Consider the following 26,429-nt stretch of genomic DNA (forward strand, 5'->3'; position numbering starts at 1 on the left):
GATTCCTCCGCGAATCACGGTTTGCACGCCCAACCCCTCAACGGTCGGACGGGCACATGTGGCGGCCGTTCGCTGCGAACTAGCGCACCGGTCAGCTGAGTGCTGCCCACAAGCAACGTAAGGGCGCTCGGTGGCCAGTTGGACCTGGGTAGGTGAACGGCAGATGAACAACCCGGCGCGATTCCGCTGCACGATATGTGACATTTGCCGCGTCGTTGCCCATGGTCCCGCTCAGCGCGACAAACCGCAGCTAGGAGGCGGTGGTGTAGGCCACATCGATATGCGCGGGCGCGAACCCGAGCTTGGTGTAGGTATTGACCGCCGCGGTGTTGTCGGCCTCGGTGTAGAGCAGCACCGCGCCCAGCCCGCGCTCGCGCAGATGATGCAGACCCGCCAGGGTGAGCAACCGCCCGAGCCCGCGGCCCTGTGCCGCCGGATCGACCCCGACCACGTAGACCTCGCCGATCGCCGGGGTCTCGTCCGAATGCACCTTGGTCCAATGGAATCCGAGGATGCGCTCCGGATCGGCCGGATCGACGGCCAGGAACAGCCCCGCCGGATCGAACCAGGACTCACCGCGGCGCGCGGCGATATCGCGCTCGGTCCACCCGCCCTGTTCCGGATGCCAGTCGAAGGCGGCATTGTTGACGCGCAGGATCTCGGCATCGTCCGAGGGGCCCGCGTAAGTGCGCAGCGTCAGACCCTCCGGCACCGCCAGTTCCGGTAGCTCGGTATTAACCAAATCGCGGCGCATCTGCCAGAGTTCGCGCGCCACAACCAATCCGAGACGCTTGGCGACCGCCCGCGCGGCGGGCAGATTCCCATGTGCCCAGACCCGCGCACCCGGCCCGCCCGCCTCCAGCGCACCCGCCACCAGACCCGTGCCGATGCCCTGTTTCCGGAACCGCGGATCGACCGCGACCTCGGCCATGGCCGGATGCTCACCGTGGGCGGGCGTCACATTGGCGTAGCCGCCGATCGAGTCGTCCCACTGCTCCACCAGATGATGTGCCGGGCCGTCCGTACCCAGCGAAAGCACCGCCTGCTCGGAAACCGGGGCCACCCCGTCCGCGGCGGTGGCCCGCTCCAGCACGCCCCGCACCTGCTCGGCGGTCTCGAGGGGCAGCCGATCGGTGTACGAGATCATCAGAAAGCGCCGTTCGCCGAGGTCAATTCGGAGTCGTCGGTCCCGTCGGTCTCGGCGAAGGCGACGGTCTCGCCCTTCGCGCCGGACGAGCGCGCCGGGCGCACCGCCTTGTAACCGACATTGCGGACCGTGCCGATCAGCGATTCGTATTCGCTGCCCAGCTTGGCGCGCAGACGCCGCACGTGCACGTCCACGGTGCGGGTGCCGCCGAAGAAGTCGTAGCCCCAGACCTCCTGCAGCAGTTGGGCGCGGGTGAAGACTCGGCCCGCATGCTGCGCGAGGTACTTGAGCAGCTCGAATTCCTTGTAGGTCAGGTCGAGTGGCCGACCGCGCAGGCGCGCGGTGTACGTGCCCTCGTCGATCACCAACTCGCCCAGGGTGATCTTGCCGGTGTTCTCCGGGCTGGCGACGCCGCCATTGCGCGCGACCAGCAGTCGCAGGCGGGCGTCGAGTTCGGCCGGACCGGTGCCGGGTAGCAGGATGTCGTCCAGCCCCCAGTCCGCGTTCACGGCCACCAGCCCACCCTCGGTGAGCACCGCTACCACCGGTACCGACGATCCGGTGCTGCCCAGCAAACGACACAGGCCGCGCGCGGCGGCCAGATCGGTGCGGGCGTCGACCAGTGCGACATCGGCGGAACCGGCCTCGAGCAGGGACGCCACCTCGGTCGGCGCGGGCCGCACGTGGTGCGGCAGCAGCGCGAGTGAAGGCAGCACCGCCTCGGGGTTGGGGTCGGAGGTCAGCAGGAGCAGCTCCATGGGGGCCCTCCATCCCATCTGGCATGTGCGTGGCAACCGCTCTGTCCGCCACGACCTCATGCTGGTTATCACAGGTATATCGGTTGCTACATTAGCGTGTCCGGACCGACACCCACGCAATCCGGGCGGCTTATCGGGCCTTGGCTATCACTGTTTTATCTGCTCCGCTCCGCTACGGGGTGTTCGCGGCCCCGAAGTCCCGGTTCTTCCCTCCCTCCACTCCTGGGCTTCGCTCCCCCGCTCCACTCAGTCCAGAGCCGGGACGGCCGCGAACAATCCAGATCTCGGGCCCCCACTAAGGTGCAGGTATGGCTTTTCGTCGGGTGATCATCGGGCTGCTGTGCCTTGCAGGGCTCGCCGTCGTCCTCGACTTCGGCGCGGCCGCGTATTCGGAGTACCGGGTGTCGCGAATGCTCCGCGACGGCTCGAATCTGAGCGCGGATCCCGAGGTCACCTTTCACGGATTCCCGTTCGTGGCACAGGCTCTCAATGACGATTACAAGAATGTGGACATTCGGGCGCGAGCCATGCGACCGGACATTCCGGGCGAGATCATGGTTGAGACCAATCTCCGCGGCGTGCACATGTCACTGCGCGATCTGATCGACGGCAAGGTGCGGTCGGTGCCGGTGGATCAGGTGGAGGCGCGCATGCGCATCGAACCGGTCGAGCTGGGCCGGCTGTTCAAGATCCCGGATCTGCAGGTGTTCGGCCCGCCCGCCGACAAATCCGATGGCACCGGCGGTTCCGGCGGTTCCGGTATGACCACGGCCGGGGCGATCATCTTGACCGGCACGATTCCGCTCCCCGACTCCGACGCCCCGGTCGTCCCGGGCACCCGCACCAGCGGTGAGACGGTCAGCGTGCTGGCCGATCTGCGCCTGGTCGACGATCAGGTGCGGATCACCGCGACCGATATCTATCGCGGGGTGGGCGCGGCGAATCAGGGTGATGTCGCCTCCTCGCCCCCGCCGGTGACCCCGGATTCGGACAAGCCCCGGGTGCTGGCGCTGTTCACCCGGACCATCGACACCCGGGATCTGCCCTTCGGCATCCGCCCCAGCAAGGTCCAGGCCAGTGGCGGGCAGATCGTGGTCGAGGGTCGCGGCCGCGATGTCACCATCGATCTGGATCGGTTGCAGCAGCCGTGATCACACTGGGCGTGCTGGTCGTCGCACTCGTGGCCGCCATCGGGATCGGAATCCTGGTGCGCCGCAACGAGGGTCGCGTCCGCGAGCGCACGCCCGCGCCGTCGGCCCCCGACGGTCCCCGCGCGGCCCTGCTCACCGCGGCCGGTGTGATTCCCGGTCGTCCGACGGTCCTGCACTTCTCCGCGGACTGGTGTGGTCCGTGCGCGGCGGTGCGCCGGGTGGTGGCGAGTGTGGTCGCCGAGTGGGCGAAGGCATCCGCGCCGCCGCTGGATCTGGAGCTCGACATCGATGCGAATCCGGACCTGGCGCGCGAGCTGAATGTGCTCTCGCTCCCGACAACTTTCGTCCTCGATCCCAAGGGGCAGGAAAAATTCCGGATAGCCGGAGTTCCGAAATCCGCCGATTTGCGCAGGTCACTGGCGTCCGTAACGGTCTCCGAGACTTCCGAGTGACCAGCATTACGGACCCGGGGTCCAATTTCCCCCGAAAATTGGGTAAACTCCCTCTCGTGCAAACCAACCGCGAGCTGATGCTCACCCGACGCCGCACGGTAGACCTGTGCCGCCTCGGTGGTTGTTGCTGCCTGTGCCGCTAGCCGGTCGGCCTTTCGTCTGCCCCAATCCCTCGCGCCGACCGGGTGTGTCCCGCCGTATTGAGTCATCGATTCCGATCCTCCGGCGGAAATGACCAATAGACCACTTCGCGCAGGAGTACGCATATGTCGAACCCGAATCCCACCAGGCCGCCCGCCGGGCAGGTCGATGTTCGCGGCCCGCGTTTCGCCGCCTGGATCACCACCGCCGTCCTGGCTCTCGTACTGATCATCGCCGCCTTCTCCGTTCCCGCCGCGGCCGTACTGCTGGCCGCGCAAGCCGTGGTCTTCGCGCTCGGCGCGGCCAATGGCCCGCGGCGCAGCCCGTACGGCCTCATCTACGCGAACTTCGTCGCACCCCGCATCGGACCCGCCCCCGAGGTGGAACCCGTTGCGCCGCTGCGGTTCGCGCAGTTGGTCGGCCTGATCTTCGCCGTCCTCGGCGTGCTCGGCTTCGCCGCCGGACTCGGTGTCGTGGGCGCGATCTTCACCGGTTTCGCACTGTTCGCGGCTTTCCTGAACGCCGCCTTCGGCATCTGCCTGGGCTGCAAGATCTATCCCCTCGTCTCGCGGTTCAAGACCGCGCCGACCACCCCCACTCCCACCGCCTGACCCGGCACCACCCCGAAAGGAACAACATGGCTCGCTCCGATGTCCTGGTCTCCGCAGACTGGGTCGAAGAGAACCTGAACACCCCCGGAGTCGTCCTCGTAGAGGTCGACGAGGACACCTCGGCTTACGACCTGGGGCACATCGAGGGCGCCGTGCGTCTGGACTGGAAGAAGGATCTCCAGGATCAGGTTCGCCGCGATTTCGTGAACCGCGAGCAGTTCTCCGATCTGCTCTCCACCCGCGGCATCGGCAATGACGACACCGTGGTGCTGTACGGCGGCAACAACAACTGGTTCGCGGCGTACGCGTACTGGTACTTCAAGCTCTACGGCCACCAGGACGTGAAGCTGCTCGACGGTGGCCGCAAGAAGTGGGAGCTCGACGGCCGCCCGCTGGTCAAGGATGTCAAGGTCCGCCCGGCCACCGTGTACAAGGCCGGCGAGCAGGATCTGTCCATCCGCGCCTTCCGCGATGAGGCCATCCAGGCCATCGGCACCAAGAACCTGGTCGACGTGCGTTCGCCCGACGAGTTCTCCGGCAAGATCCTGGCCCCGGCCCACCTGCCGCAGGAGCAGTCGCAGCGCCCCGGCCACATCCCCGGCGCCATCAATGTGCCGTGGTCCAAGGCCGCGAACGAGGACGGCACCTTCAAGTCCGATGACGAGCTCGCCTCCATCTACAAGGAGGCCGGTCTGGACGGCGAGAAGGAGACCATCGCCTACTGCCGCATCGGCGAGCGTTCCTCGCACACCTGGTTCGTGCTGCAGGAGCTGCTGGGCCACAAGAACGTCAAGAACTACGACGGGAGCTGGACCGAGTACGGCTCCCTCGTCGGTGCACCGATCGAGTTGGGAGCGTAATCAATATGTGTGCAGCACCTACCCAGGGACAGGCCATCCCGGCCGGCGTCGACGTGGAGAAGGAGACGGTCATCACCGGCCGCGTCCTGACCGCCGACGGCCAGACCGTCGGTGGCGCGTTCGTCCGCCTGCTGGACGGCAACGGTGATTTCACCGCCGAGGTCGTGGCCTCGGGCACCGGCGACTTCCGCTTCTTCGCCGCACCGGGCTCGTGGACCATCCGCGCGCTGTCGGCGTCGGGCAACGGCACCACCGAGATCGCCCCCGAGGGCAACGGCATCCACAATGTGGACGTGACCGTCGCCAAGTAATCGGGTTCTCGAAACAGCTTGAACGGTCCCGGGATTCACTTCCCGGGGCCGTTCTCGCTGTCGGACATGGCGAATGTCACGCGTGCGACGCAGGGCCGTTTTCGCGCCCGGGACACGGTGCGATTAGACTCCGGAATGTGGTGCTTACCTTCGAGATTCTGCTGGTTCTCGTCTCCGTGCTGATCGCCTGGTTCGGTCTGTACGTCCTCTACCGGCTGTTCACCGAGTCGTGACAGAGCCTGCGAGCGAGAACGTCGAAAACGGAACAGCTGGAACGTCCGACACGCCTGGTGCGCGTCGTGACGATGCCGCGCGGGATGAGCTCTCGGCTCGCCGCAGCGGCGATCAGGCTGTCGCCGAGGCCGCCGAGCGCGCCAAGGTCACCGGAGCGACGAATATCCCCTCGCTCGACGGCCTACCCCTGCCGATCGACACCGCCAATCTGCGCCTGGGTCCGGATCTGAGTTCCTCCATGCTCGCGCTGCTGCCCCTGGTGGGCGTGTGGCGCGGGGAGGGCGAGGGCAATGATCCCGAGACCGGCGATTACCGCTTCGGCCAGCAGATCATCGTCTCGCATGACGGCGGCGACTATCTCACCTGGGAAGCGCGTTCCTGGGTCATCGACTCCGAGGGCGAATACGCCGGACCGGATCTGCGCGAGAGCGGTTTCTGGCGGGTCGGCATCGACGGTGACGACGAGGTGCTGGAGCTGCTGCTCACGCACTCCTCCGGGATCGTCGAGCTGTTCTACGGTCAGGCGCTGACCCAGTCCTCCTGGGAGCTTGCCACCGATGTGGTGATTCGCAGCCAGTCCGGCATCGTGGTCGGCGGGGCCAAGCGGCTCTACGGCATTGTCGAGGGCGGCGACCTGGGGTACGTCGAGGAGCGCATCGCTCCGGACGGCGCGCTGGAGCCGCGGTTGTCCGCGCGCCTGCAACGCTACGTCGGGTAAGGCATTTCGGCTGAACCACAGCCATTTTCGCTGGTCTTCCCCCGAAAACGGGAACGACCCCTGAGTCATATCGCGGAGTGAAATCACGCGATCCAGACCGGACGGATCTGGGACTCAGGGGCCGGGTGACTGCCTGGGATTAGCTCAGCGCTCGCGCTACGCGAATCCGTTGCAGCGGAGGCGCCTAGCCGGCAGCCACCTCACGCGTCCTCGAATCAATCATTATTCGAACCACCTCCTTCCTGTGTACAGACGAAAGTAGTCGGCTCGGACGGACGCGGCAACGCATTTTCTCGGTCCGCGAAATCGCAGGTCAATGCTGGTTTGCCGGAATAAGACGGTGGATCGAGGGGGTTGAGTTCGCGGCGACTTCCACGATCGTGTCGGCGCGGTGGTCCGGTGGAAGCTGATGGGTGACAACCACGACTCCGCGCTCGGGCGCGACCAGACCGGAGTTCTGGTCCAGCAGCTCGCGCAACAGCTCCGCGCCCGCCTCGGCCTCGAGGTGCTCGGTGGGCTCGTCCAGCAGCAGCACATCGGCCGGGGACAGCAGGGCGCGGGCTAGCAGAATGCGGCGGCGCTGGCCACCGGATACGGCGGCCGCTCCGCCGACGAGATCGGTGTCCACGCCGTCCGGCAGCGCATCGAGCCACTCCCCCGCGCCGACCGCGCGCAGGGCGATCTCGGCCTCCGCCGCGGTGATGTCACCGCGCGCGACGCGGAGGTTCTCCAGCACGGTCGTCCCGAAGAGGTGCGCGTCCTCGGCGAAGAAGGTGATCCCCGGTCGCGGGATGTCGAACAGTCCCGCCCACGCCATGAGCAGCGTGGTCTTACCCGCCCCACTCGGCCCCGTGACGGCGATTCTGCGGCCTTCCGGCAGCGGCGGCAGATCCATTGTCACGGGCGCGGTTTCGGGCCGCTCCAGCCGAATCAGGCGGTGCAGAGCGGCCCGACCGGTGGTGAGCGCCTGCGCGGCGGCGGGCAAGACCGCCACCGCCTCGAACGCCGACAGCGGCACCAGCACCAGCACCGCGAACGTCATGGGCGTCATTCCGCCACCCGCGACGGTCTGAAAACCCTTGGTGGCGACGACGTTTCCGTTGCCGTACAGCGCGATCCCGATCAGCAGTGAACCCAGCACGCTCGTACCGATCGACAGTGGCAGCACGGCGGCCGACCAGGCGCTCCGCGCGGCGGCCCGGTCCTCGGCCGCGACGGCCCGACGCCCCGCCCGCTCGGCGGCCGCGATCGCCCCGGATAGCCTTCCGGCAACCCGCAATTCGGGGGCGTGGTCGAGCACCGTCAACGCCCCGGCGGTGAACTCGGTCCGATCCGCCCGCACCGCCAACTCCGCCTCCCGCGCGGCCCGGGCGGACAGCCACGGCGCAACGATTCCGGAAACCGCCAGCGCCGCAGCCAGAATCACCGCCGCCGGAACCGAGATGAACGCCAGCAGCACCACCGCGAGCACCGACAGGATCACCGCGACCGCGATCGGCACGAACGCCCGCACCACCACCGCCCCGAGATCGTCGATATCCGACCCGACCCGCCCGAGCAGTTCACCCCGTCGCAGCCGGGTCGGGTCGCCCTCCCCTACGGAACTCCGATCATCCTGGCGCGCAGCCGCTTCGGCAGCGCCCGCACTCCCGGCCGTACCTCTCGCACCCAACCCGGCCCCACCCTCACCATGCCTACCGGTACGACGCGGCCGCCAGATATCCGCCGCGGCAAGCGTGCGATAGGTGGTGGTACGTGCCAGGCTCATCGAGCGCAGCGCGACATCATGCGTTGCCAGCCTCTCGAGGTACCGCGCCACCCCGCGCGAAATACCGAGCGCCCGCACCGTCACCACCGCAATGCTCAGATCCAGCACGGGCGGCATCTCCCAGGCCCGCGCGATGAGCCAAGCGGCCAGCGCGGCGAGCCCCAGCCCGCTCCCGAGCGCGGCCACACCCCATGCGATCGACAGCGCCAATCGCCCTTTCGAAAGCTCGAGCAGTTCCCGGATCCGGCGAAAGTCCGCCTGCACCATACTCATCGCGCACCCACTTCCGCAGCGGCCCGATCGCCACCGTCGCCCCCTGCCACTGTCGCCGAAACTCCCGGCCGCGCAACGGACTCCGTACCGTCCGAGGCCGTCGTCGCAGGTACCTCGGAGGATCGCCGCAGCGCGGCATCCACATCAACCCGCGCTGCGGCACCGGATTCGGCGGCATTCCGCTCGATTTCGGCCGGATCCGGCTCCGCGTCGGCAGGATTCGATCCGGACTTGGATGGATCAGGCGCGTCGGTCGTGCGCGTCGCGTCAGTGACCATTCGCTCCGCTGTGGGCCACGCTTCGCGCAAAGAGCCGTGCCTCGGCGCGATTACGGAACTGATCGGTGTTCTCGGGGCGGCGTCGAACGCAACGCGTGACCGAGGCGTTTCCGTCAGTGGGTTGCCATGACCATCAACCAGTTCGGACGCTGTAGCCACCGGCTCAGCGGCAGAGGTCGCCGAATCAACTTCCGAACCGGCAATGGCGAGGACGGGCACCACGTGATCGGCGATGGCCACGAGGGTGGGGCGGTGGCCGACGATTACCACGGTGGCTCCCGCTCGAGCGCGAGCCGAGAGCTCGGCCAGCACACGCTCTTCGGCCTCGGGGTCGAGGTGGGCGGTGGGCTCGTCCAGGAGGAGGACTCGGCGGTCGGCTGCCAGGGTGCGGGTCAGGGCCAGGCGTTGGCGCTGCCCGAGGGAGAGACCGATGCCGCCCGCGCCGACCACGGTGTCCCAGCCTGCGGGAAGCTCGGCCGATACCGTGTCGAATCCGGTTGCGCGGCAGGCCGCGTCGAGTTGGGCGTGGTCGGCGGGCGGGCCGAGGAGTTCGAGGTTGTCGCGGAGGGTGCCGGGGACCAGGACGGGGCGCTGGGGCAACCAGGCCAGGTGGGACCACCAGCGGTCGAGATCCATGGCGGCTATCGGGGTGCCGTCGATGAGGACGTCGCCGCTGTCGGGGGTGATGAGGCCCAGGATCGCTTGCAGGGCTGTCGATTTGCCGCTGCCGTTGGGGCCGGTCAGGACGGTGACCGCACCGGGTCGCAGGATCGCGGAGAGGTTGTCGGGGGCCGCGCCGTCGCGCGCCCCGATGGTGAGGTGGCGAATTTCTATGCGGCCGTGGAACTCTCGGGCATTGGAGGCGACAGTCCCGGTGCGCTTCGGTGCGGTGGTCGGAATGCCCGGTTCCGTCGCGGTTGTGGTGGTCGGGTCGAGGACGGCAAAAGCCTTTTCGGCGGCGGCTATTCCGTCCTGAGCGGCGTGGAAGCGTTCGCCCACCGCACGGATGGGGAGGTAGACCTCGGGGGCCAGGATCAGGGCGAGGAGTCCGGCGTACAGGCCCATATCGCCGAAGACCAGGCGCAGACCGATGGAGACGGCCACCAGCGCTACACAGAGGGTGGCGAGCGATTCCAGGACCATGGAGGACAGGAACGCCATGCGCAGCGCCGACATGGTGCGCTTGTGCAGGGCGTCGCCCAGCTCGCGGACGCGGTGCTGCATGGTGGTGCGCGCCGGTTCGAGAGCATCAGCTGTCTCGGATGCCGCTGCGGTGCGGCCGGTTTCGCGGCCGAGGGCGCGCAGGGTGGGCATGCCCGCGAACAGGTCGAGAAGCTGATCGGACAGGCGGGTGGTGGCGGCCAGGGTTTCCTGGGCACGGCCCTGGGTGAGCAGGCCGATGAGGATCATGAAGATCGGGATCAACGGCAGGGTGACCAGGATGATCGCACCGGAGATCCAATCGTGCAGTGCTATGACGGTCAGCACGATCGGCGGGACGAGCATCGAAAGCAGCAGCGCGGGCAGGTATCCCGCGAGGTAGGCGCGCAGGCCGGACAGGCCGTTGCCGACCACCACCGCCAATTCGGTTCGGCGGCTCTCCAATTCGCGTGGCGGCAGGTGCGCGCCCGCGGTGAGGACGGCGGTCTCGAGTTCGGCGACAACCTGCGCCCCGGCCCGGTGCGCGAGCCGGGACTGCCACCAGGTGGCGGTGACCCGGCACAGCACCGCGGCGGCGAAGATCGCCAGTTCCGCTGTCCAGGAACCGATATCGCGCCGCGCCGGATCGGTGATGACTCCGGCCAGGACCCGCGCCAGGGCCAGTGCCGCGATCACGATGCAGATCGTGGTCGTCAGCGACAGGCCGACGCTCAGCGCGAGATATGTGCGTGCCGAGCGGGCGTACCGCCACAGGCGCGGGTCTACCGGTCGTGCCATCGGTTCATTCCGTCTTTCGAGAGCGGTTCGGCTAGACCTTGGGAGCGGATTCCAGGGGCAGGCCGATCGGGGCCGGAATCTGTTCCACGGTGAGGCGCTGGCGGAACACCCAGTAGGTCCAGCCCTGGTAGATCAGCACCACCGGCACCATGGCCACCGCGACCCAGCTCATGACCACCAGCGTGTAATGCGTGGAGGACGCCGAGACGGTGCCGGCGCGCCCGTCCACGGTGAGGCTGAAGGCGGCATCGATGGTGGAGGGCAGCACATTCGGGAACAAAGACCCGAACAGCAGAGCGGTCGCCCCGACGATGGTGAGCGCGGTACCGGTGAAGGCCCAGCCGTCCCGGCCCTGGGTCGCGGCGAAGCCCGCGATCAGCAGTCCGGCCACGGCCAGTACCAGCGGAATCCAGGTCCAGCCCTTACCGTAGGCGAGCTGGGTCCAGACGCCGAAGGCGGCGACCACCACGGCGGTGGGCACGAACAGTTTGCGGATCAGCGCCTGGGCGGCGTCGCGCACCTCGTTCCCGGTCTTGAGCGCGATGAACAGCGCACCGTGCAGCATGAACAGCAGCAGTGTGGTGAGGCCGCCGAGCAGCGCGTACGGGTTGAGCAGATCGAGCAGATTGCCGCCGATCTGCCTGTGCGCGTCGAGTTTCACGCCGCGCACGATATTGGCGAACGCCAAACCCCAGGCGAGAGCGGGAATCCAGGAACCGAGCCCGATGCCGATATCGCACCACACCCGCCATTTGTCGTCATTGATCTTGCTGCGCCATTCGATGGCGCAGGCGCGGGCGATCAAGCCGACCAGAATGAGCAGCAGCGCCAGGTAGAACCCGGAGAACAGGCTCGCGTACCACTCCGGGAAGGCCGCGAACATGGCGCCGCCCGCTGTGAGCAGCCACACCTCATTGCCATCCCATACGGGTCCGATGGTGTTGAGCACCACACGCTTTCGCACTTCGGAGCCCCTACCGAGGATCGGCATGAGCATGCCGACGCCGTAGTCGAAGCCCTCCAGCACGAAGTAGCCGGTGAAGAGCACCGCGATCAGCAGAAACCAGAATTCAGGCAGACTCATCCTCGGCTCCTAGTAGGCGAAGGAAAGCTTGGCGACGGCGTCCCCGGTCATGCGCGGGCCGTTGTCGGTGGGAGCCGGATCCTCCGGTCCCGCAACGACATAGCGGCGCATGAGGTAGAACCACGCGACCGCGAGCAGGCCGTACAGCAGGGTGAAGACGATGAGGGAGGTGACGATGGTGCCCGCGGTGACGCCGGAGACGCCCTGCTGCACCGTCATTCGAATGTGTTGATCGCCGGTGGGATTGGGGGCCACCACCCAGGGCTGGCGGCCCATCTCGGTGAAGATCCAGCCGGAGATATTGCCCAGGAAGGGGGTGACGATGGCGATCAGCGACAGCCAGGAGAACCACTTCTGATCCGGCACCCGCCCGCGCCGGGTGACCCAGAATCCGGCCAGTGCCAACAGGATCGAGCCCGCCAGGAAGCCGATCATGGCGCGGAAGGACCAGTAGGTGACGAAGAGGTTGGGCCGGTAGTCGCCGACGCCGTACTTCTCGTTGTAGGTGAGCTGCAGATCCTTGACGCCCGCCAGGGTGACATCGCTGAACTTGCCCTCGGCGAGGTACGGCAGCACGCCCGGCACCTCGATGAGGTGGTTCACGCTGTCGCAGTTGTTGTGCGTGCCGATGGTCAGGACGGAGAAGTCCGGATCGGTTTCGGTGTGGCACAACGATTCCGCCGAGGCCATCTTCATGGGCTGCTGTTTGAACATCAGCTTGCCCTGGATGTCACCGGTGAAGACGAGTGCGACCGCGGCGACCAGCACCACGTACAGGCCCATGCGCGCGGCGGGCCGCCACATGGTGCGGGCCTCCTCGACCGGGGCTGTGTCGCTTGCCTTTCGACCGGCCCGCACCTTGCGCACCATCCACCAGCCCGCGATGCCCGCGACGAAGGTGCCGGAGGTCAGGAAGGCTCCGGCGACCACGTGCGGGAAGGCCGCGAGCGTGGTGTTGTTGGTGATGAGCTCCCAAATACTGGTCAGCTCGGCGCGTTTGGTGTTCGGGTTGTACTCCGCGCCGACCGGATGCTGCATGAAGGAGTTGGCCGCGACGATGAAGTACGCGGAGGCGTTGACGCCGATGGCGACCAGCCAGATGGTGGCCAGGTGCACCTTCTTGGGCAGCCGGGTCCAGCCGAAGATCCACAGTCCGAGGAAGGTGGATTCGAGGAAGAAGGCGACCAGGGCCTCCATGGCCAGCGGTGCGCCGAAGACATCGCCGACGAAGCGGGAGTATTCGCTCCAGCTCATGCCGAACTGGAATTCCTGCACGATGCCGGTGGCGACGCCGAGGGCGAAGTTGATCAGGAAGAGCTTCCCGAAGAACTTGGTGAGGCGGTACCAGTGCTCTTTGCCCGTAATCACCCATGCGGTCTGCATGCCCGCCACCAGCGGCGCGAGTCCGATGGTCAGAGGCACGAAGATGAAGTGATAGACGGTGGTGATTCCGAACTGCCAGCGCGCTAAGTCAACGACGCTCATCCGACCTCCAGCCGATCTACGACATGACGTAGTACCGAAGATTACGCTTCGAGCGCTTCATATCAACATGCGCCGCGCCACAGTCGCGGAAAATTTGCTGGACCGTGATTCCGACGCCGCCGTTCGCCCCGGTCACCGCGCGCCGAACGAGCCCGTGATCATGAAAGAGTCCGGACGCGCCGGGCTACCAGTCGGCGATACTGCCCGGCAGCGCAATGCCCCGATCCACCAGCGCCGCGATCTCGGCGGCATTCTCGGGCGCCGACATGCGCAGCCCGTCCAGGGATTTCACCCGCGCGGCCAGGGTGATGCTGGAGAGCATCCAGACGCTGTCGGCGGTGATCAGGTCGGCGGTGAAGAGCGGTTCGTAGCGGCAGTCCCAGCCCGCCTTCTCGGCCTGCGCGAACAGTGCGCGCTGGGTGGTGCCCGGCAGTACGCCATTGCGGGCGGGCGGGGTGATCAGCTGATTCTCGCGCTGCACCACGACCGTCGAGCGCGGTCCCTCGAGCACCCGATGTTCGGTGCTGGTGAAGATCACGTCATCGGCGTTCATCCGCCGGGCGAAGCGCAAAGCCGCCATATTCGTTGCGTACGAGAGGGTTTTGGCCCCGAGTAGCTGCCAGGGCGCGGCCTGCGCCAGATCGACGGAGATCCCCCGCGACAGCGTTATGACCGAAACGCCTTCGCTGCGAGCGGTTTTCACACGCTCGTGCACCGGGGCCACCAAAACGTAACCGGTACCGGCAGGTTCGGCCGCGGACAATCCCCCGGGGACATTTGCCACAGATTTGCCATCACCGCTTCCGTGATCACTGTCACGTCCGCGGGTGAGCACCATGCGCAGCATGCCCTCCGCCGCGCTCCCCCACTCCTCGGCCGCCAGTTCCACCGCGAACCGCCACGCGTCCAGATCCGGCGCGGGCAGATCCAGCGCCTCGGCCGAGCGCCGTAGCCGAGCCAGATGCAACTCCAGCGCGCAGGCCACCCCGCCCCGCACCAGCACCGTCTCGAAGATCCCGTCCCCGCGCAGTGCCCCGATATCGTCCGCGTACAGAAGCGGCGCGTCCGGATCCCGGATCGCGCCGTCGAGAGTCACCAGAACCCGTTCCACCATGCGATCGACCCTATGACAGATAACCCGCGAACGAGCGATATCCGGCCAGCAATACACCGCAACCCGCCAATACAAGAACCGCCCGGATACACCCATCCCCAAGGGCGCGAAACCACCCCGAACCGCGCCGCCGAAGGCGGAGCAAATCAGACACAGCTAGGGTGGGTAGGTGTCCTTCGAGGTAGCGCCCAGTCCGATTCTTCAGGTTCCAGGGGCTGTCGCGGGGCCGCCCGACTCACCGGATGCGGCCGTCGCGTGGCATTACGGAGATCCGCTGGGCGAGCAGCGCGCGGCGATACAGCGCGCGGTCGTGGTGGATCGATCACATCGGTTCGTGCTGAGCATCACCGGTAAAGAGCGGTTGAGCTGGCTGAACACCATCTCCAGTCAAGCGGTGGCCGATCTGGCCGACGGGCAGTCCGCCGAGGATCTGGATCTGGATCTGAACGGCCGGGTGCTGCATCACTTCGTGCTCACCGATCTGGAGGGCACCCTGTGGATCGATACCGAGGCCGACCGCGGCCCCGATCTGCTGGCCTTCCTGCAGAAGATGGTTTTCTGGGCGGACGCCAAGCCCGAGGCCGCACCCGCGTACGCCGTGCTGAGCCTGCTCGGCCCGAATGTCGCGCAGCTGACCGAAACCCTCGAAATCGCAACCCTTCCCGAGGTCTATCGGGCCGTGGCCCTGCCCGGCGGTGGTTTCCTGCGCCGGATGCCGTGGCCCACCGACGACTCCTTCGACCTGCTGGTCCCGCGCGAGCAGCTCACCTCCTGGTGGACGCGACTGCGCGCGGCGGGCGCGGAGGCGGCGGGCAGCTGGACCTTCGAGGCGCTGCGGGTCGCGGCCCTGCGCCCGCGCATCGGCATCGACACCGACGACCGCACCATCCCGCACGAGGCGAATTGGGTCGGCGGTATCGAGGATCACGGCGCGGTCCACCTGAACAAGGGCTGCTATCGCGGTCAGGAGACCGTCGCCCGCGTCCACAATCTGGGTAAGCCGCCCCGCAATCTGGTGCTGCTGCACCTGGACGGCTCCGCGGACTCCCGCCCGGTGACCGGTGACGCGGTCACCGCCGGCGGGCGCGCGGTGGGCGTCCTGGGCACGGTGGTGGACCACTACGAACTCGGTCCGATCGCCCTGGCACTGGTGAAACGCAATGTTTCGGCGGACACTCCGCTCGAGGCCGGCCCCTGTGCCGCGGCCATCGACCCGGATTCCGTTCCCGCCCATGACGAACCGCAGGCCGGTCGGCTCGCCGTGGAAAGGCTGCGCGGCCGATGACCGCCGATTCCCGCGCCGCAAGCGGTCCGGCCGTCGGCACCCGGGGCGAACCGTCGAGCGGCGATGCCGCGGCGGTGGGACGCGTGCTGGCGGTGTGTGTGGTGCACGCGGAGCTCGAGGTGCCCGGCCGGGTCGGGCGCACCGCCATCGACAAACGCCCGGTGCCGCATCGGGTTCCGGTGCGCGCCCTGGGTCTGGACGGCGATCACGTCTGCGATACAGACCATCACGGCGGCGTGCACCAGGCCGTCTACGCCTATGCCGAGGAGGACGCCCGCGGTTGGACGGCCGAGCTGAACCGCGAGCTCCCGCCCGGCTGGTTCGGCGAGAATCTGCGCATCACCGGTCTGCCGGTGAGCGATGCCGTGCTCGGCGCCCGCTGGGCCATCGGCGATACCGTCCTCGAGGTGTCCGCGCCGCGGGTCCCGTGCGCGACCTTCCAGCACTGGTCCGGTGAGCAGCAGTGGGTGAAAAGGTTCACCGCGCAGTCGAATACGGGCGCGTATCTGCGCGTGCTGACCGAGGGCACGATCGGCGCCGACGACGAGGTGCGGGTGCTGCACGTCCCCGCGCACGGCATCACCGTGCGTGATCTCTTCACCGGCGCGGATATGACTCGCCTGGAGCGGCTCCTGGAATCGGAGCCGACCCTCTCCGACGATGTACGCATGCAGATCGAACGGCATCGCCGCAGGCATGAGAACGCCGCCCGCGCGGCCGCGAAACGCGAGCAGCAGGAGGCCACCGCATGAGCGCACCGGGTGTTCCGGGCGTGAACGCGGACCTGGTGGAGGTGGTGCGCTCGGGATTCCGCGAATGCGTGCATCGCGGTTCGGCGGTGGTGCTGCGCCCCGATGGTGAACCGCTGGTCGAGGTGGGCGCGGTGCACGGCCCGATCTTCCCGCGCTCGACCAACAAGCCGATGCAGGCACTCACGCTGCTGCGCAATGGTTTCGAACCGGTGGACACCGCCGAGCTGGCCATCGCCACCGCCTCGCACTTCGGTGAACCCGATCATGTGGAACTGGTGCGGCGCCTGCTGGATCGCTTCGGATTCACCGAGGACGAGCTGGAGTGCCCGCCGGATCTGCCCTTCGAGGATCAGGCGCGCGCCCGGGCACTCACCGGGAGCGAACGCGGCCGGGCGGCCCGCCGGGTCTTCATGAACTGTTCGGGCAAGCACGCGGCGATGCTCGCGACCTGCCGGATCAACGGCTGGCCCACCACCGGTTATCTCGATATCGCGCACCCCCTGCAACAGGCGGTGCTGGCCACCATCACCGATGTCACCGGTGAGCCGGAGACCGATCTCGGCATCGACGGTTGCGGGCTGCCGATCGTGCCGGTCTCGCTGGTGAACCTGGCGCGCGCCTATTCGAAGCTGGCGACCGCGCCGGTGGACAGCCCGGAGCGGCGCGTCGCGGACGCGATTCGCGCGCATCCGCGAGTGATTTCCGGCACGGACGGCCCGGATTTCCGGGTCATGTCGGCCACCCCGGGTCTGGTCTGCAAGATCGGCGCGGACGGTGTGCACGCGGGTGCGCTGCCGGATGGCTCGGCGTTCGCCTACAAGATCGATGACGGTTCCGATCGTGCCCGATTGCCGCTGACGCTGGCGCTGTTGCAGCGTATGGGTATCGAGTGGACCGATGAGCACGCGGAGTTGGCCTCGCCCGCGGTGCTCGGCGGCGGCGCCCGGGTCGGTGTGATCCGCGCGGTGCCGGGGGTGTTCTAGCCGCTCGGCCCCCTCGTTCCGCCTCGACCACGCGACCGCACCCGAGCCGCGAAATCCGGTCGCGGGCGGCACTTCGACGGTTTCTCCCCCACTCCTGGAAGCGAGACCGCCTGACACACGCTAAAGTGTCTGTCAGGAAGATTATTAATTCGAACGGGGCCGCCAAACCACCCCAGGCCGCCCCGCAGTGACATGAGGGGGTCAGCCATGGGCCGTGGCCGGGCTAAGGCAAAGCAGACCAAGGTGGCACGCGAGCTCAAGTACAGCTCGGCGCCGACCGACTTCCAGAGCCTGCAGCGGGAGCTGGGAGGAGGAAGTCCCTCCGAATTGCCGCGGAGTGGTGTGCTTTCCGACGAGCACGACGCGAAAGAATCGCGGTCGCGCTGGGACGAAGACGACTACGACGACTGGCGCCGCTGACTCGGATCTTTTCGCATGCGGGTAAGGAGGCAGGCCGTGACTGGCCTGCCTTTTGACGCGCCGATGCGCGCCGAGCTCCGACGACATTGAAGGACCGCTGATCCCGAGCGTCTCGTCCATCCAGGACGGGACGCCGATGTGTGTTCTGTACCGGCGTACCGGAATTCCGCGTACGTGGATTCCGGACTCGGTGCTCCGAAGGTGGCGGGCGGCAACGATATCCGGCATTCCAGACATACAGCAGGGCCCCGGTTACTCCGCGGAGTAACCGGGGCCCTGTGCTCTGTCCATCCGGTCAGAAGCGCGGGTGCTCACCCAGCAGCACGGCGCGCTGGGCATCGGCGTCCTTGGCCTTCTTGACGGTGCCGAGGGTCCAGCAGTCGATATGGCGGGCGGTCAGTACCGCCAGGGCGCGGTCGGCGTCCTCGGGGGCCACGATGGCGACCATGCCGACGCCCATATTGAAGGTCTTCTCCATCTCGGCACGCTCGACGCGGCCGCGCTGGGCGATGAGCTTGAAGACCGGGGCGGGGCTCCAGGTGCCGCGGTCCAGTTCGGCGACCAGACCGGCCGGGAGCACGCGGGCCAGGTTCTGCGCCAGGCCGCCGCCGGTGACGTGCGAGAAGGTGCGCACATCGGTTTCGGCGATCAGGGCCAGGCAGTCCTTGGCGTAGATCTTGGTGGGCTCGAGCAGTTCCTCGCCGAGGGTGCGGCCGAACTCCTCGACATGTCCGGAGAGCTGCATGCGGTCGATGTCCAGCAGCACCTTGCGGGCCAGCGAGTAGCCGTTGGAGTGCAGACCGGAGGCCCCCATGCCGATGACGACGTCGCCGGGGCGCACGCGGTCCGGGCCGAGCACGGCATCGGCCTCGACCACGCCGACGCCGGTGCCGGAGATGTCGTAGTCGTCCGCGCCCATCAGGCCCGGGTGTTCAGCGGTCTCACCGCCGAGCAGGGCGCAGCCGGCCAGGATGCAGCCTTCGGCGATACCGGAGACGATCTCGGCGACGCGCTCGGGCACAACCTTGCCCACCGCGATGTAGTCCTGCAGGAACAGCGGTTCCGCGCCGCAGACGACCAGATCGTCGACGACCATGGCGACCAGGTCGAGGCCGACGGTGTCGTGCTTGTCCATGGCCTGCGCGATGGCGATCTTGGTGCCGACGCCGTCCGTGGAGGAGGCCAGCAGGGGTTCCTTGTATCCGCCCTTCAGCGCGAACAGTCCGGCGAAGCCGCCGATTCCACCCTGCACTTCGGGCCGGGACGCCTTCTTGGCCAGCGGCGCGAACAGTTGCACTGCGCGGTCGCCGGCTTCGATATCCACTCCGGCCGCTGCGTAGGAAGCACCAGCGCCACTGGGGGTCTGTTCAGTCATTGTCGGGGAAAGCTCCAAGCCGAATCGACGGATAGATGCCTGCTCACGGTACCGGAGCCGCCTGAGGACCGTGCCGCCTCCCCATATAGCAGACAAACAACGCAGTGCCCGGTGAGTCACCCCCGCCTCACGAGATCAGTTCCCGCCTTTCCGCGCGCCTTCGGCGCTGCTCTTCCGGATCGGGGACGGGAACCGCCGCCACCAGGCGGCGGGTGTAGTCCTGGGTGGGGGTGCGCAGGATCTGGTCGCGGGTGCCCTGTTCGACCACTTCGCCATTGCAGAGGACCACGACGCGGTCCGAGAGCTGGTCGACCACGGCGAGGTCGTGGCTGATGAACAGGCAGGCCCAGCCGTATTCGCGTTGCAGGTCGGCGAACAGTCGCAGGACGGTGGCCTGGACCGAGACGTCCAGGGCGCTGGTCGGTTCGTCGGCGATGAGCAGGTCCGGATTCAGGACCAGGGCGCGGGCCAGGCTGACGCGCTGGCGCTGGCCGCCCGAGAGTTCGTGCGGGTAGCGCTTTTCGGTGCCCTCGGGGAGCTGGACGTCGTCCAGGAGTGCGCGGACCCGATCGCGCATGGCGGCGCCGGTGGCGGCGCGGTGCACCACGAGCGGTTCGGCCACGCAGTCGCCGACGGTGAGGCGCGGGTTGAGGGAGGTCGCCGGATCCTGGAAGACGAAGCCGAGCCGGCGGCGCATGGGCCGCAGCCGCCGTTCGGAGAGGCCGGTCAGTTCGGCGCCGTGCACGCGCACGGATCCGCGTGTGGCGCGCTGTAATCCGGCGGCGCAGCGGCCGATGGTCGATTTGCCCGACCCGGATTCGCCCACCAGGCCGAGGGTTTCCCCGCGCGCGATCTCGAAGCTCACATTCCGCACCGCCGTGAAGGTGGATCGCCGCAGCCCGCTGGAGAATTCGACGGTGAGATCGGTGATCTCCAGCACGGGCTCCCCGGATTCCACCGCGGGTGCGGCCCGGGTCGAGGTGCCCAGGTGCGGGACGGCGGCGAGCAGCGCCCGGGTGTACTCCTGGGTGGGGTTGGCGAAAAGCTCATCGGCCGTGGCCTGTTCGACGACGCGCCCGGCGCGCATGACGACCACGCGGTCGGCCATATCGGCCACCACGCCCATATTGTGCGTGATGAGAATGATGGCGCTGCCGATGCGATCGCGCAGATCCCGCAGCAGTTCCAGGATTTCGGCCTGCACCGTCACATCGAGTGCGGTGGTGGGTTCGTCGGCGATGATCACCTTGGGTTCGCAGGCGATGGCGATGGCGATCATGACGCGCTGCTTCTGCCCGCCGGAGAGTTGATGCGGGTAGTAGTCGACGCGGCGTTCGGGTTCGGGCAATCCGACCAGGCGCAGCAGATCGATGGCCCGGGTGCGCGCGGCGATGCGGGACATCTTCTTATGTGCGCGCAGGGCTTCCATAATCTGGTAGCCGACGGTGAAGAGCGCGTCGAGCGCGGAGCCGGGTTCCTGGAACACCATGGCGATATCACCGCCGCGCACCGCGGTGAGCTGGCGTTCGCTCATCCGGGTGATCTCGGCGCTGCCCAGGGTGACGGTGCCGCTCACCCGCGCGGTGGACGGCAGCAGTCCGATGGCGGTGCGTGAGCTCACCGATTTGCCGGAGCCGGATTCGCCCACCACGGCGAGGACTTCACCCGGATACACCTCGTAGGAGACGTCGCAGACCGCGCGCACGGCCCCGGCATCGGTGGCGAAGGTGACCGAGAGGGCCTCGACCGCCAGTGCGGGACTGCGCTTTTCGAGCGTCGTGGCCTGTGCGGGCTCGGGTTGGTCAGGCATCGGCGGCCTCCTGTTCCGGTGCGGCGGCGTCGACACCGCGGCGGGTGCGCAACAGCGGATTGAGTACTTCGTTGAGACTCTCCCCGACGAGCGTCATGCCGAGCACCACCAGAACGATTGCGGCGCCGGGGAATACGCCGGTCCACCAGATGCCGTTGGGTACGTCCTGCAGTGCCTTGTTGAGGTCGAAGCCCCATTCGGCGGCCTGGGTGGGTTCGATGCCGAAGCCCAGGAAGCCGAGTCCGGCGAGGGTGAGAATCGCCTCCGCGCCATTGAGGGTGATGATGACCGGCAACGACTGGGTGACGTTGGCGAAGATGTGCCGGTACAGAATGCGCAGCGTGGAGGCCCCGCTCACTCGCGCGGCGTCCACGTACGGTTCGTTCTTCACCGCGACGGTGGCATTGCGCACCACTCGAAAGTATTGCGGGACGAAGATGACCGTGATGGCGACGGCCGCCGACAGCACACCGCCGAGTTTGCTGGAGTTGCCGCCCGCCACCATGATCGAGACCACGATGGCCAGCAGCAGGGTCGGGAACGCGAACATGGCGTCCATGAACAGCACCAGCACCCGGTCCACCCAGCGCCCGACATAGCCGGAGATCAATCCCAAAGGGACGCCGGCGAACAGCGAGAGCACCAGCGAGACCGCGATGACGTACAGCGCGGTGCGCGCACCGTAGAGCACGCGCGACAGCACATCCTCCCCGCGCACCGAGGTGCCGAGCCAATGCTGTCCCGAGGGTGGCTGCTGGCGGACGAAATCGACGCCGTCGGCAGCGTTCTGGGCCAGGCCGTAGGGTGCGATCCACGGCGCCAGCAGCGCGGCCAGCAGGAATATCACGATCAGCACGACGCCGAATATCAGTGTGGCGCGCTGGAATCCGTGCGTCATGCCGAACAGCCGGAGCCCCGGTATGCCGCGCCGGCCGCCGCGGACCGCGAGGGGCGGGACGGCCGGATCGGCCATTACTTCCGGTGCAGTCATCAGAACCTCACCCTCGGGTCGATCAGCGCGACGATCAGATCCACCAGGAAGCTCATGATCGCCACCACCAGCGCCAGGAAGGTGACGATGCCCTGCACCGCGACGAAATCACGCTGGGTCAGGTACTCGGTGAGCTGATAGCCGAGCCCCTTCCAGTCGAAGGTCCGTTCGGTGAGGATCGCGCCGCCCAGCATGGAGGCGATGTACATGCCCATGACGGTGACGACGGGTATGAGCGCATTGCGGAAGGCGTGCCGCCGCGTCACCACCCGCGCGGACAGGCCGCGCGCGCGAGCGGCGTCGACGTAATCGCTGCGCAGGGTCTGGATCAGGTTGATCCGGACCAGCCGCAGGAACACGCCCGCGGTGAGCAGGCCCAGTGCGACGGCCGGCAGCACAGCGTGTTTGAGCACGTCCATCAGGTACCCGGTGTCGCCGTACAGAATCGCGTCGATGAACAGCACATTCGTCTTGGGCGAGACATGTTGCAGGGCGAGTTCGACATTGGTGCTGGCCCGTCCGGAGGCGGGCAGCCAGTGCAGTTTCACCGAGAAGATCAGTTTGAGCAGCAGGCCGACGAAGAACACCGGCGCCGCGTAGGCGAGGATCGCGAAGAGTCGCAATCCCGCGTCGGCGGCCGTATCACGACGGGTGGCGGCGTAGCGCCCCAACGGAATTCCGACGGCGAAGGCCACGATCAGTGCCCAGAACACCAGCTCGAGGGTGGCCGCTCCGTAGGTCGACACCACTTCGGTGATCGCCCGATTGTCTTGGGAGCGGCCGAAATCCCCGCGTGCGAGCTTGCTGATGTAGTCCCAATACTGGGTGAGGATGGGCCGGTCCAGCCCGGCGGCGTGTTTGCGCGCCGCGAGCTGGTCGGCCGGTAGCCGTCCGCCGAGCGCCGCTGTGATCGGATCGCCCACCACCCGCATCAGGAAGAATACGACTGTCACCAGAATCCAGGTGGTGGGCACGATCAGCAGCAGCCGTACCGCGAGGTACCGCAGCAGTTGACCGGAGATCACTTGCTGAGCACTCCGAACCGGAACTTGAAGGACGGGTCCAGGGTGTTCTCCACACCCGAGACGCCCTTGCCCGCGACGGCGATCTGCTTACCCGAGAGCAGTGGCAGGATCGGAATGAAGTCGGCCGCGAGCGAACGCTGCACGGTGGCAAGGGCTGCCATGCGCTTGGCATTGTCGGGTTCGGTCACCTCGGCCAGCAGTTCGGCATTCATGCGCGGATCCTCGAAATGCGACTGCAGGAAGTTGTTGGTGCCGAAGAACGGGGTCAGGTAGTCGTCGGCGTCCGGATAGTCCGGGAACCAGCCGAAGTGGAAGATCGAGTAGGTGTCCTTGACCCGTTCCTTCTGATACGAAACCCATTCGGTGGATTGCAGATTCACCTTGAACAGCCCGGTGGCTTCGAGCTGGCTCTTGATGGCGGCGTATTCCTCGGAGGAGGTGCTGCCGTAGTGATCGGTGTTGTACTGGATATTCAGATCCACCGGGGTGGCCACACCCGCGTCGGCGAGGAACTTGGCCGCGGCGGTCTTGTTCGGCTTGGCGCCGTAGATGTCCTTGAAGGGTTCGGTGGCGCCCGGAACGCCCTGCGGCACAGAGGAGTACGCGGCCGCGTAGGTGCCCTTGTACACGCCGGTGGACAGCGCCTCCCGGTCGATCGAGGAGGCGAGTGCCTTGCGCACGGCGAGTTTCGCGGCCGGGTTGGCGCCGGGCATGGTGTTCATATTGAAGATCATGTAGCGCAGTTCGCCGCCCGGGCCCTCCTTGACGGTCACCTTGTCGTTATTGCGCAGGGATTCGATATCGGTCGGGGCGAGCGAGCGCCAGGCGACGTCGATATCGCCGTTCTGCACATCCAGGCGCATATTCTCCGAACCGGCGAAGTACTTGGTGGAGACGGTTTCGGTCTTGGGCTTGCCGAAGAGGCCGTCGTAATCCGGATTCGCCCGGTACGACACGAGTTTGTTCTTGTCGTAGCTGGTGATGGAGTACGGACCGGAGAACGGCTTGGCCTTCCACACCGCGTCGTCGTCGAGGAGTTTGTCCGCGGGGAACACCTTCTCGTCGACGATGGGACCGGCCTGGGTGGGCAGGATGGCCGGGAAGGTCTGGTCGTTGGCCACCTTCAGGGTGAAATTGACCGTGGTCGCGTCGGGGGCGTCGGTGTGGTCGAGATTGCCCAGCAGCGACGCCGGACCGTTCGGGTCGTTGATCTTGAGCATGCGGTCGAAGGAGAACTTCACGCTGTTGGCGGTGAGCGGATTGCCGTTGGCGAACTTCAGATTCGGCTTCAGCGTGCAGGAGTAGACCGTCGGGGTGCTGAAGCCGCACTTCTGCGCGGCATCGGGTTTCGGCACTGCCTCGCCGGGGGCGAAGTTCATCAGGAACTGGTAGACCTGCGTCTCCACCAGGAGTGATCCATTGTCGTAGGCCGCGGCCGGGTCGAGCGCGAAGATCTTGTCGGTGGTACCCACCACCAGACCGGCGCCCCCGCTGTCTCCCCCGGTTCGCCCGGACCCACAACCTGCCGCTGCGAGCATGGTGAGACCTGCCAGCCCCACTGCCGCAATAGTTTTAGCGCGCATACCGCCTGCTTTCGAGACGCGGCGCGTGGGCCGGGTCGCGACCCCGCCGCGCCGCGGTGGACTTCGTTTGGCTGCGGACAGTATCTGCCGGTTATAACCGGAATGTTGCGAATACGAACAAACTCATCACTTTTGCATTACCTGCCCGAGCAGGACGATGACCCAACTGCGACAGCGCAATTCGCGAGCAATGGCAGGAAAAGGGCGCGAAAACACTCGTGCCCGCCCGCGGAGATCGCGGACGGGCACGGGGTGCGTCGAGCTGGTTACCTCGGGTGGCGGGATCGGCTACGGGCGGCTCAGGGCGCTCGCATTCGCGTTGTCCGCCAGCAGTTCCGCCTCGGTCGCGCCGGTGAGGACGCTCTCGAGCAGGTTCTTGCCAATGGCCGCCTCGGTGGGCAGGGCGATCGGGTAGTCGCCGTCGAAGCAGGCGCAACATAGTCGCGAGCGCGGCTGCTCGGTGGCGGCGACCATGGCGTCGAGGGAGATGTAGCCCAGGCTGTCCGCGCCGATGGAGCGGCGCACACCCTCCACCATCTCGTCCATACTGGTGCCCTCGATACCGTCGGGCCCGGCCCCATTGGCGATCAGCTCCGCGCGCGAGGCGAAGTCGATGCCGTAGAAGCACGGCCACTTGACCGGCGGCGAGGCGATCCGCACGTGGATCTCCAAAGCGCCTGCCTCACGCAGCATTCGGATCAATGCGCGCTGGGTATTGCCGCGCACGATGGAGTCGTCCACCACGATCAGGCGCTTACCGCGAATGACCTCGCGCAGCGGATTCAGCTTGAGCCGGATGCCGAGCTGGCGAATGGTCTGGCTGGGCTGGATGAAAGTGCGGCCCACATAGGCGTTCTTCATCAGGCCCTGGCCGTAGGGCACCCCGGAGCCCTGGGCGTAACCCACGGCGGCGGGGGTACCGGATTCCGGCACCGGGATGACGAGATCGGCCTCGACGGGATGTTCGACGGCCAGCCGGCGGCCGATCTCCACGCGGGTGGCGTGCACCGACCGACCGGAGATGGTGCTGTCCGGGCGGGCCAGGTACACCATTTCGAAGACGCAGCCCTTGGGCGTGGGATTGGCGAAGCGCAGCGAGCGCACGCCGTCCGCGTCGATCGCCAGCAGTTCGCCCGGCTCGATCTCGCGCACGAAGGAGGCGCCGACGATATCGAGTGCGGCGGTTTCGCTGGCGACCACCCAGCCACGCTCCAGGCGGCCCAGGCAGAGCGGGCGTACACCGTGCGGATCCCGCGCGGCGTAGAGCGTGTGCTCGTCCATGAAGGTCAGGCAGAAGGCGCCGCGCAGGGTCGGAAGCAGTTCGAGAGCGGCCTGTTCGATGCTCTTGTCGGCGGCGGCGTGCGCGAGCAGCGCGGTCATCACATCCGAATCGGAGGTGGCGGCCATATTCCCGGCCAGGCGGCCGCTGATCAGGCCGAGTTCCCGTGCGCGAGCACTCAATTCAGCGGTATTGACCAGATTTCCGTTGTGGCCCAGCGCAAGTCCGGAGCCCACCGCGGTGGTGCGGAAGATCGGCTGGGCGTTCTCCCAGGTGGTGGAGCCGGTGGTGGAGTAGCGGCAGTGGCCGACGGCGACGTGGCCGGGCATGGCCGCGAGCGTCTGTTCGTCGAAGACCTGGCTCACCAGGCCCAGATCCTTGAATACCAGTACCTGCGAACCGTCGGAGACGGCGATGCCGGCTGCCTCTTGACCGCGATGCTGGAGGGCGTACAGCCCGTAGTAAGTGAGCTTGGCCACATCTTCGCCCGGGGCCCAGACACCGAAAACACCACACTCTTCGCGCGGTTCGTTCTCGGGCTGATCGGGGGTGGTGTCGGCGGGGGGCAGGGTCACCGTGTTTGCTCCCTGTTCGGCGGGCGGG

Annotated in this window: 22 protein-coding genes and 1 pseudogene; 10 read left to right on the forward strand and 13 right to left on the reverse strand. The window is 67.3% G+C overall.

What is annotated here, in order from left to right:
• Positions 1-250 precede the first annotated feature (250 nt).
• Entirely contained in the window at positions 251-1,147 is an 897-nt protein-coding gene (gene mshD / locus NA10_RS14905; RefSeq protein ID WP_067568416.1) for a mycothiol synthase, read from the reverse strand.
• Positions 1,147-1,905, reverse strand: coding sequence for a winged helix-turn-helix transcriptional regulator (locus tag NA10_RS14910; protein WP_067568417.1), 759 nt, complete (start codon positions 1,903-1,905; stop codon positions 1,147-1,149). The genes mshD and NA10_RS14910 overlap by 1 nt, the downstream gene beginning before the upstream one ends.
• Positions 1,906-2,213: 308 nt before the next feature.
• Here NA10_RS14910 and NA10_RS14915 point away from each other — a divergent pair, with 308 nt between their 5' ends.
• From NA10_RS14915 to NA10_RS14940, 6 genes are all read left to right on the forward strand, one after another.
• A complete protein-coding gene (locus NA10_RS14915; RefSeq protein ID WP_067568418.1) occupies positions 2,214-3,056 on the forward strand; it encodes an LmeA family phospholipid-binding protein in 843 nt (280 codons plus the stop codon).
• On the forward strand, positions 3,053-3,508 hold the full coding sequence (locus NA10_RS14920) for a thioredoxin family protein (RefSeq protein ID WP_067568419.1): 456 nt from the start codon (positions 3,053-3,055) through the stop codon (positions 3,506-3,508). The genes NA10_RS14915 and NA10_RS14920 overlap by 4 nt, the downstream gene beginning before the upstream one ends.
• 266 nt (positions 3,509-3,774) lie before the next feature.
• On the forward strand, positions 3,775-4,260 hold the full coding sequence (locus NA10_RS14925) for a DUF4395 domain-containing protein (protein ID WP_067568420.1): 486 nt from the start codon (positions 3,775-3,777) through the stop codon (positions 4,258-4,260).
• A gap of 26 nt (positions 4,261-4,286) precedes the next feature.
• Positions 4,287-5,120 (forward strand): sulfurtransferase, encoded by an 834-nt coding sequence (locus NA10_RS14930; RefSeq protein WP_067568421.1) that lies wholly within the window; start codon positions 4,287-4,289, stop codon positions 5,118-5,120.
• A gap of 5 nt (positions 5,121-5,125) precedes the next feature.
• Positions 5,126-5,431, forward strand: a complete 306-nt coding sequence (locus NA10_RS14935; RefSeq protein ID WP_067568422.1) for a DUF1416 domain-containing protein — start codon at positions 5,126-5,128, stop codon at positions 5,429-5,431.
• A gap of 229 nt (positions 5,432-5,660) precedes the next feature.
• Positions 5,661-6,383 carry a heme-binding beta-barrel domain-containing protein gene (locus tag NA10_RS14940; protein ID WP_084514691.1) on the forward strand — a complete coding sequence of 241 codons (723 nt, stop codon included), beginning with the start codon at positions 5,661-5,663 and terminating at the stop codon, positions 6,381-6,383.
• A gap of 313 nt (positions 6,384-6,696) precedes the next feature.
• Here NA10_RS14940 and NA10_RS14945 read toward each other — a convergent pair whose 3' ends face one another.
• The 5 genes and pseudogenes from NA10_RS14945 to NA10_RS14965 all read right to left on the reverse strand — a co-directional run bounded on the left by NA10_RS14945 (position 6,697) and on the right by NA10_RS14965 (position 14,323).
• Positions 6,697-8,424 (reverse strand): ATP-binding cassette domain-containing protein, encoded by a 1,728-nt coding sequence (locus NA10_RS14945; RefSeq protein WP_067568423.1) that lies wholly within the window; start codon positions 8,422-8,424, stop codon positions 6,697-6,699.
• 482 nt (positions 8,425-8,906) lie between these two features.
• A pseudogene (gene cydD, locus NA10_RS14950) lies at positions 8,907-10,640 on the reverse strand (thiol reductant ABC exporter subunit CydD); the annotation flags it as partial.
• Positions 10,641-10,671: 31 nt separating this feature from the next.
• On the reverse strand, positions 10,672-11,724 hold the full coding sequence (gene cydB / locus NA10_RS14955) for a cytochrome d ubiquinol oxidase subunit II (protein WP_067568425.1): 1,053 nt from the start codon (positions 11,722-11,724) through the stop codon (positions 10,672-10,674).
• Positions 11,725-11,733: 9 nt separating this feature from the next.
• Positions 11,734-13,209 (reverse strand): cytochrome ubiquinol oxidase subunit I, encoded by a 1,476-nt coding sequence (locus NA10_RS14960; protein WP_067568426.1) that lies wholly within the window; start codon positions 13,207-13,209, stop codon positions 11,734-11,736.
• A gap of 184 nt (positions 13,210-13,393) precedes the next feature.
• A complete protein-coding gene (locus NA10_RS14965; protein ID WP_067568427.1) occupies positions 13,394-14,323 on the reverse strand; it encodes an aminodeoxychorismate lyase in 930 nt (309 codons plus the stop codon).
• A gap of 169 nt (positions 14,324-14,492) precedes the next feature.
• Here NA10_RS14965 and ygfZ point away from each other — a divergent pair, with 169 nt between their 5' ends.
• The 4 genes from ygfZ to NA10_RS14985 all read left to right on the forward strand — a co-directional run bounded on the left by ygfZ (position 14,493) and on the right by NA10_RS14985 (position 17,763).
• On the forward strand, positions 14,493-15,608 hold the full coding sequence (gene ygfZ, locus NA10_RS14970; protein WP_067568428.1) for a CAF17-like 4Fe-4S cluster assembly/insertion protein YgfZ: 1,116 nt from the start codon (positions 14,493-14,495) through the stop codon (positions 15,606-15,608).
• Positions 15,605-16,360, forward strand: a complete 756-nt coding sequence (locus NA10_RS14975) for an MOSC domain-containing protein (protein WP_084514693.1) — start codon at positions 15,605-15,607, stop codon at positions 16,358-16,360. The genes ygfZ and NA10_RS14975 overlap by 4 nt, the downstream gene beginning before the upstream one ends.
• Before the next feature lie 20 nt (positions 16,361-16,380).
• Positions 16,381-17,343: an asparaginase gene (locus NA10_RS14980; protein WP_067568465.1), complete on the forward strand. Its 963-nt coding sequence runs from the start codon at positions 16,381-16,383 to the stop codon at positions 17,341-17,343.
• 207 nt (positions 17,344-17,550) lie between these two features.
• A complete protein-coding gene (locus tag NA10_RS14985; protein WP_067568429.1) occupies positions 17,551-17,763 on the forward strand; it encodes a DUF3073 domain-containing protein in 213 nt (70 codons plus the stop codon).
• A gap of 295 nt (positions 17,764-18,058) precedes the next feature.
• Here NA10_RS14985 and purM read toward each other — a convergent pair whose 3' ends face one another.
• The 6 genes from purM to purF all read right to left on the reverse strand — a co-directional run bounded on the left by purM (position 18,059) and on the right by purF (position 26,401).
• Positions 18,059-19,138 (reverse strand): phosphoribosylformylglycinamidine cyclo-ligase, encoded by a 1,080-nt coding sequence (purM, locus tag NA10_RS14990; RefSeq protein WP_067568430.1) that lies wholly within the window; start codon positions 19,136-19,138, stop codon positions 18,059-18,061.
• A 127-nt stretch (positions 19,139-19,265) separates the two neighbouring features.
• A complete protein-coding gene (locus tag NA10_RS14995) occupies positions 19,266-20,948 on the reverse strand; it encodes an ABC transporter ATP-binding protein (RefSeq protein WP_067568431.1) in 1,683 nt (560 codons plus the stop codon).
• Positions 20,941-21,921 (reverse strand): ABC transporter permease, encoded by a 981-nt coding sequence (locus NA10_RS15000; RefSeq protein ID WP_373862377.1) that lies wholly within the window; start codon positions 21,919-21,921, stop codon positions 20,941-20,943. The genes NA10_RS14995 and NA10_RS15000 overlap by 8 nt, the downstream gene beginning before the upstream one ends.
• Positions 21,922-21,938: 17 nt before the next feature.
• The gene (locus NA10_RS15005) at positions 21,939-22,961 is read right to left on the reverse strand and encodes an ABC transporter permease (protein ID WP_067568466.1); all 1,023 of its coding nucleotides are present in this window, start codon (positions 22,959-22,961) and stop codon (positions 21,939-21,941) included.
• Positions 22,961-24,502 carry an ABC transporter substrate-binding protein gene (locus tag NA10_RS15010; RefSeq protein WP_067568467.1) on the reverse strand — a complete coding sequence of 514 codons (1,542 nt, stop codon included), beginning with the start codon at positions 24,500-24,502 and terminating at the stop codon, positions 22,961-22,963. The genes NA10_RS15005 and NA10_RS15010 overlap by 1 nt, the downstream gene beginning before the upstream one ends.
• A gap of 333 nt (positions 24,503-24,835) precedes the next feature.
• On the reverse strand, positions 24,836-26,401 hold the full coding sequence (gene purF / locus NA10_RS15015; RefSeq protein WP_067568433.1) for an amidophosphoribosyltransferase: 1,566 nt from the start codon (positions 26,399-26,401) through the stop codon (positions 24,836-24,838).
• Positions 26,402-26,429: the final 28 nt, after the last annotated feature.

Origin of the sequence: Nocardia acidivorans NBRC 108247 (genome assembly GCF_001625085.1) — a bacterium.
GTDB classification, from domain to species: domain Bacteria; phylum Actinomycetota; class Actinomycetes; order Mycobacteriales; family Mycobacteriaceae; genus Nocardia; species Nocardia acidivorans.

Bases quoted from the DNA above. Each gene is read 5' to 3' on its own strand.
- mshD (WP_067568416.1), bottom strand. From the start codon at position 1,147: ATGATCTCGTACACCGATCGGCTGCCCCTCGAGACCGCCGAGCAGGTG.
- NA10_RS14910 (WP_067568417.1), bottom strand. From the start codon at position 1,905: ATGGAGCTGCTCCTGCTGACCTCCGACCCCAACCCCGAGGCGGTGCTG.
- NA10_RS14915 (WP_067568418.1), top strand. From the start codon at position 2,214: ATGGCTTTTCGTCGGGTGATCATCGGGCTGCTGTGCCTTGCAGGGCTC.
- NA10_RS14925 (WP_067568420.1), top strand. From the start codon at position 3,775: ATGTCGAACCCGAATCCCACCAGGCCGCCCGCCGGGCAGGTCGATGTT.
- NA10_RS14930 (WP_067568421.1), top strand. From the start codon at position 4,287: ATGGCTCGCTCCGATGTCCTGGTCTCCGCAGACTGGGTCGAAGAGAAC.
- NA10_RS14935 (WP_067568422.1), top strand. From the start codon at position 5,126: ATGTGTGCAGCACCTACCCAGGGACAGGCCATCCCGGCCGGCGTCGAC.
- NA10_RS14945 (WP_067568423.1), bottom strand. From the start codon at position 8,424: ATGAGTATGGTGCAGGCGGACTTTCGCCGGATCCGGGAACTGCTCGAG.
- cydB (WP_067568425.1), bottom strand. From the start codon at position 11,724: ATGAGTCTGCCTGAATTCTGGTTTCTGCTGATCGCGGTGCTCTTCACC.
- NA10_RS14960 (WP_067568426.1), bottom strand. From the start codon at position 13,209: ATGAGCGTCGTTGACTTAGCGCGCTGGCAGTTCGGAATCACCACCGTC.
- NA10_RS14965 (WP_067568427.1), bottom strand. From the start codon at position 14,323: ATGGTGGAACGGGTTCTGGTGACTCTCGACGGCGCGATCCGGGATCCG.
- NA10_RS14975 (WP_084514693.1), top strand. From the start codon at position 15,605: ATGACCGCCGATTCCCGCGCCGCAAGCGGTCCGGCCGTCGGCACCCGG.
- NA10_RS14985 (WP_067568429.1), top strand. From the start codon at position 17,551: ATGGGCCGTGGCCGGGCTAAGGCAAAGCAGACCAAGGTGGCACGCGAG.
- purM (WP_067568430.1), bottom strand. From the start codon at position 19,138: ATGACTGAACAGACCCCCAGTGGCGCTGGTGCTTCCTACGCAGCGGCC.
- NA10_RS14995 (WP_067568431.1), bottom strand. From the start codon at position 20,948: ATGCCTGACCAACCCGAGCCCGCACAGGCCACGACGCTCGAAAAGCGC.
- NA10_RS15000 (WP_373862377.1), bottom strand. From the start codon at position 21,921: ATGGCCGATCCGGCCGTCCCGCCCCTCGCGGTCCGCGGCGGCCGGCGC.
- NA10_RS15010 (WP_067568467.1), bottom strand. From the start codon at position 24,502: ATGCTCGCAGCGGCAGGTTGTGGGTCCGGGCGAACCGGGGGAGACAGC.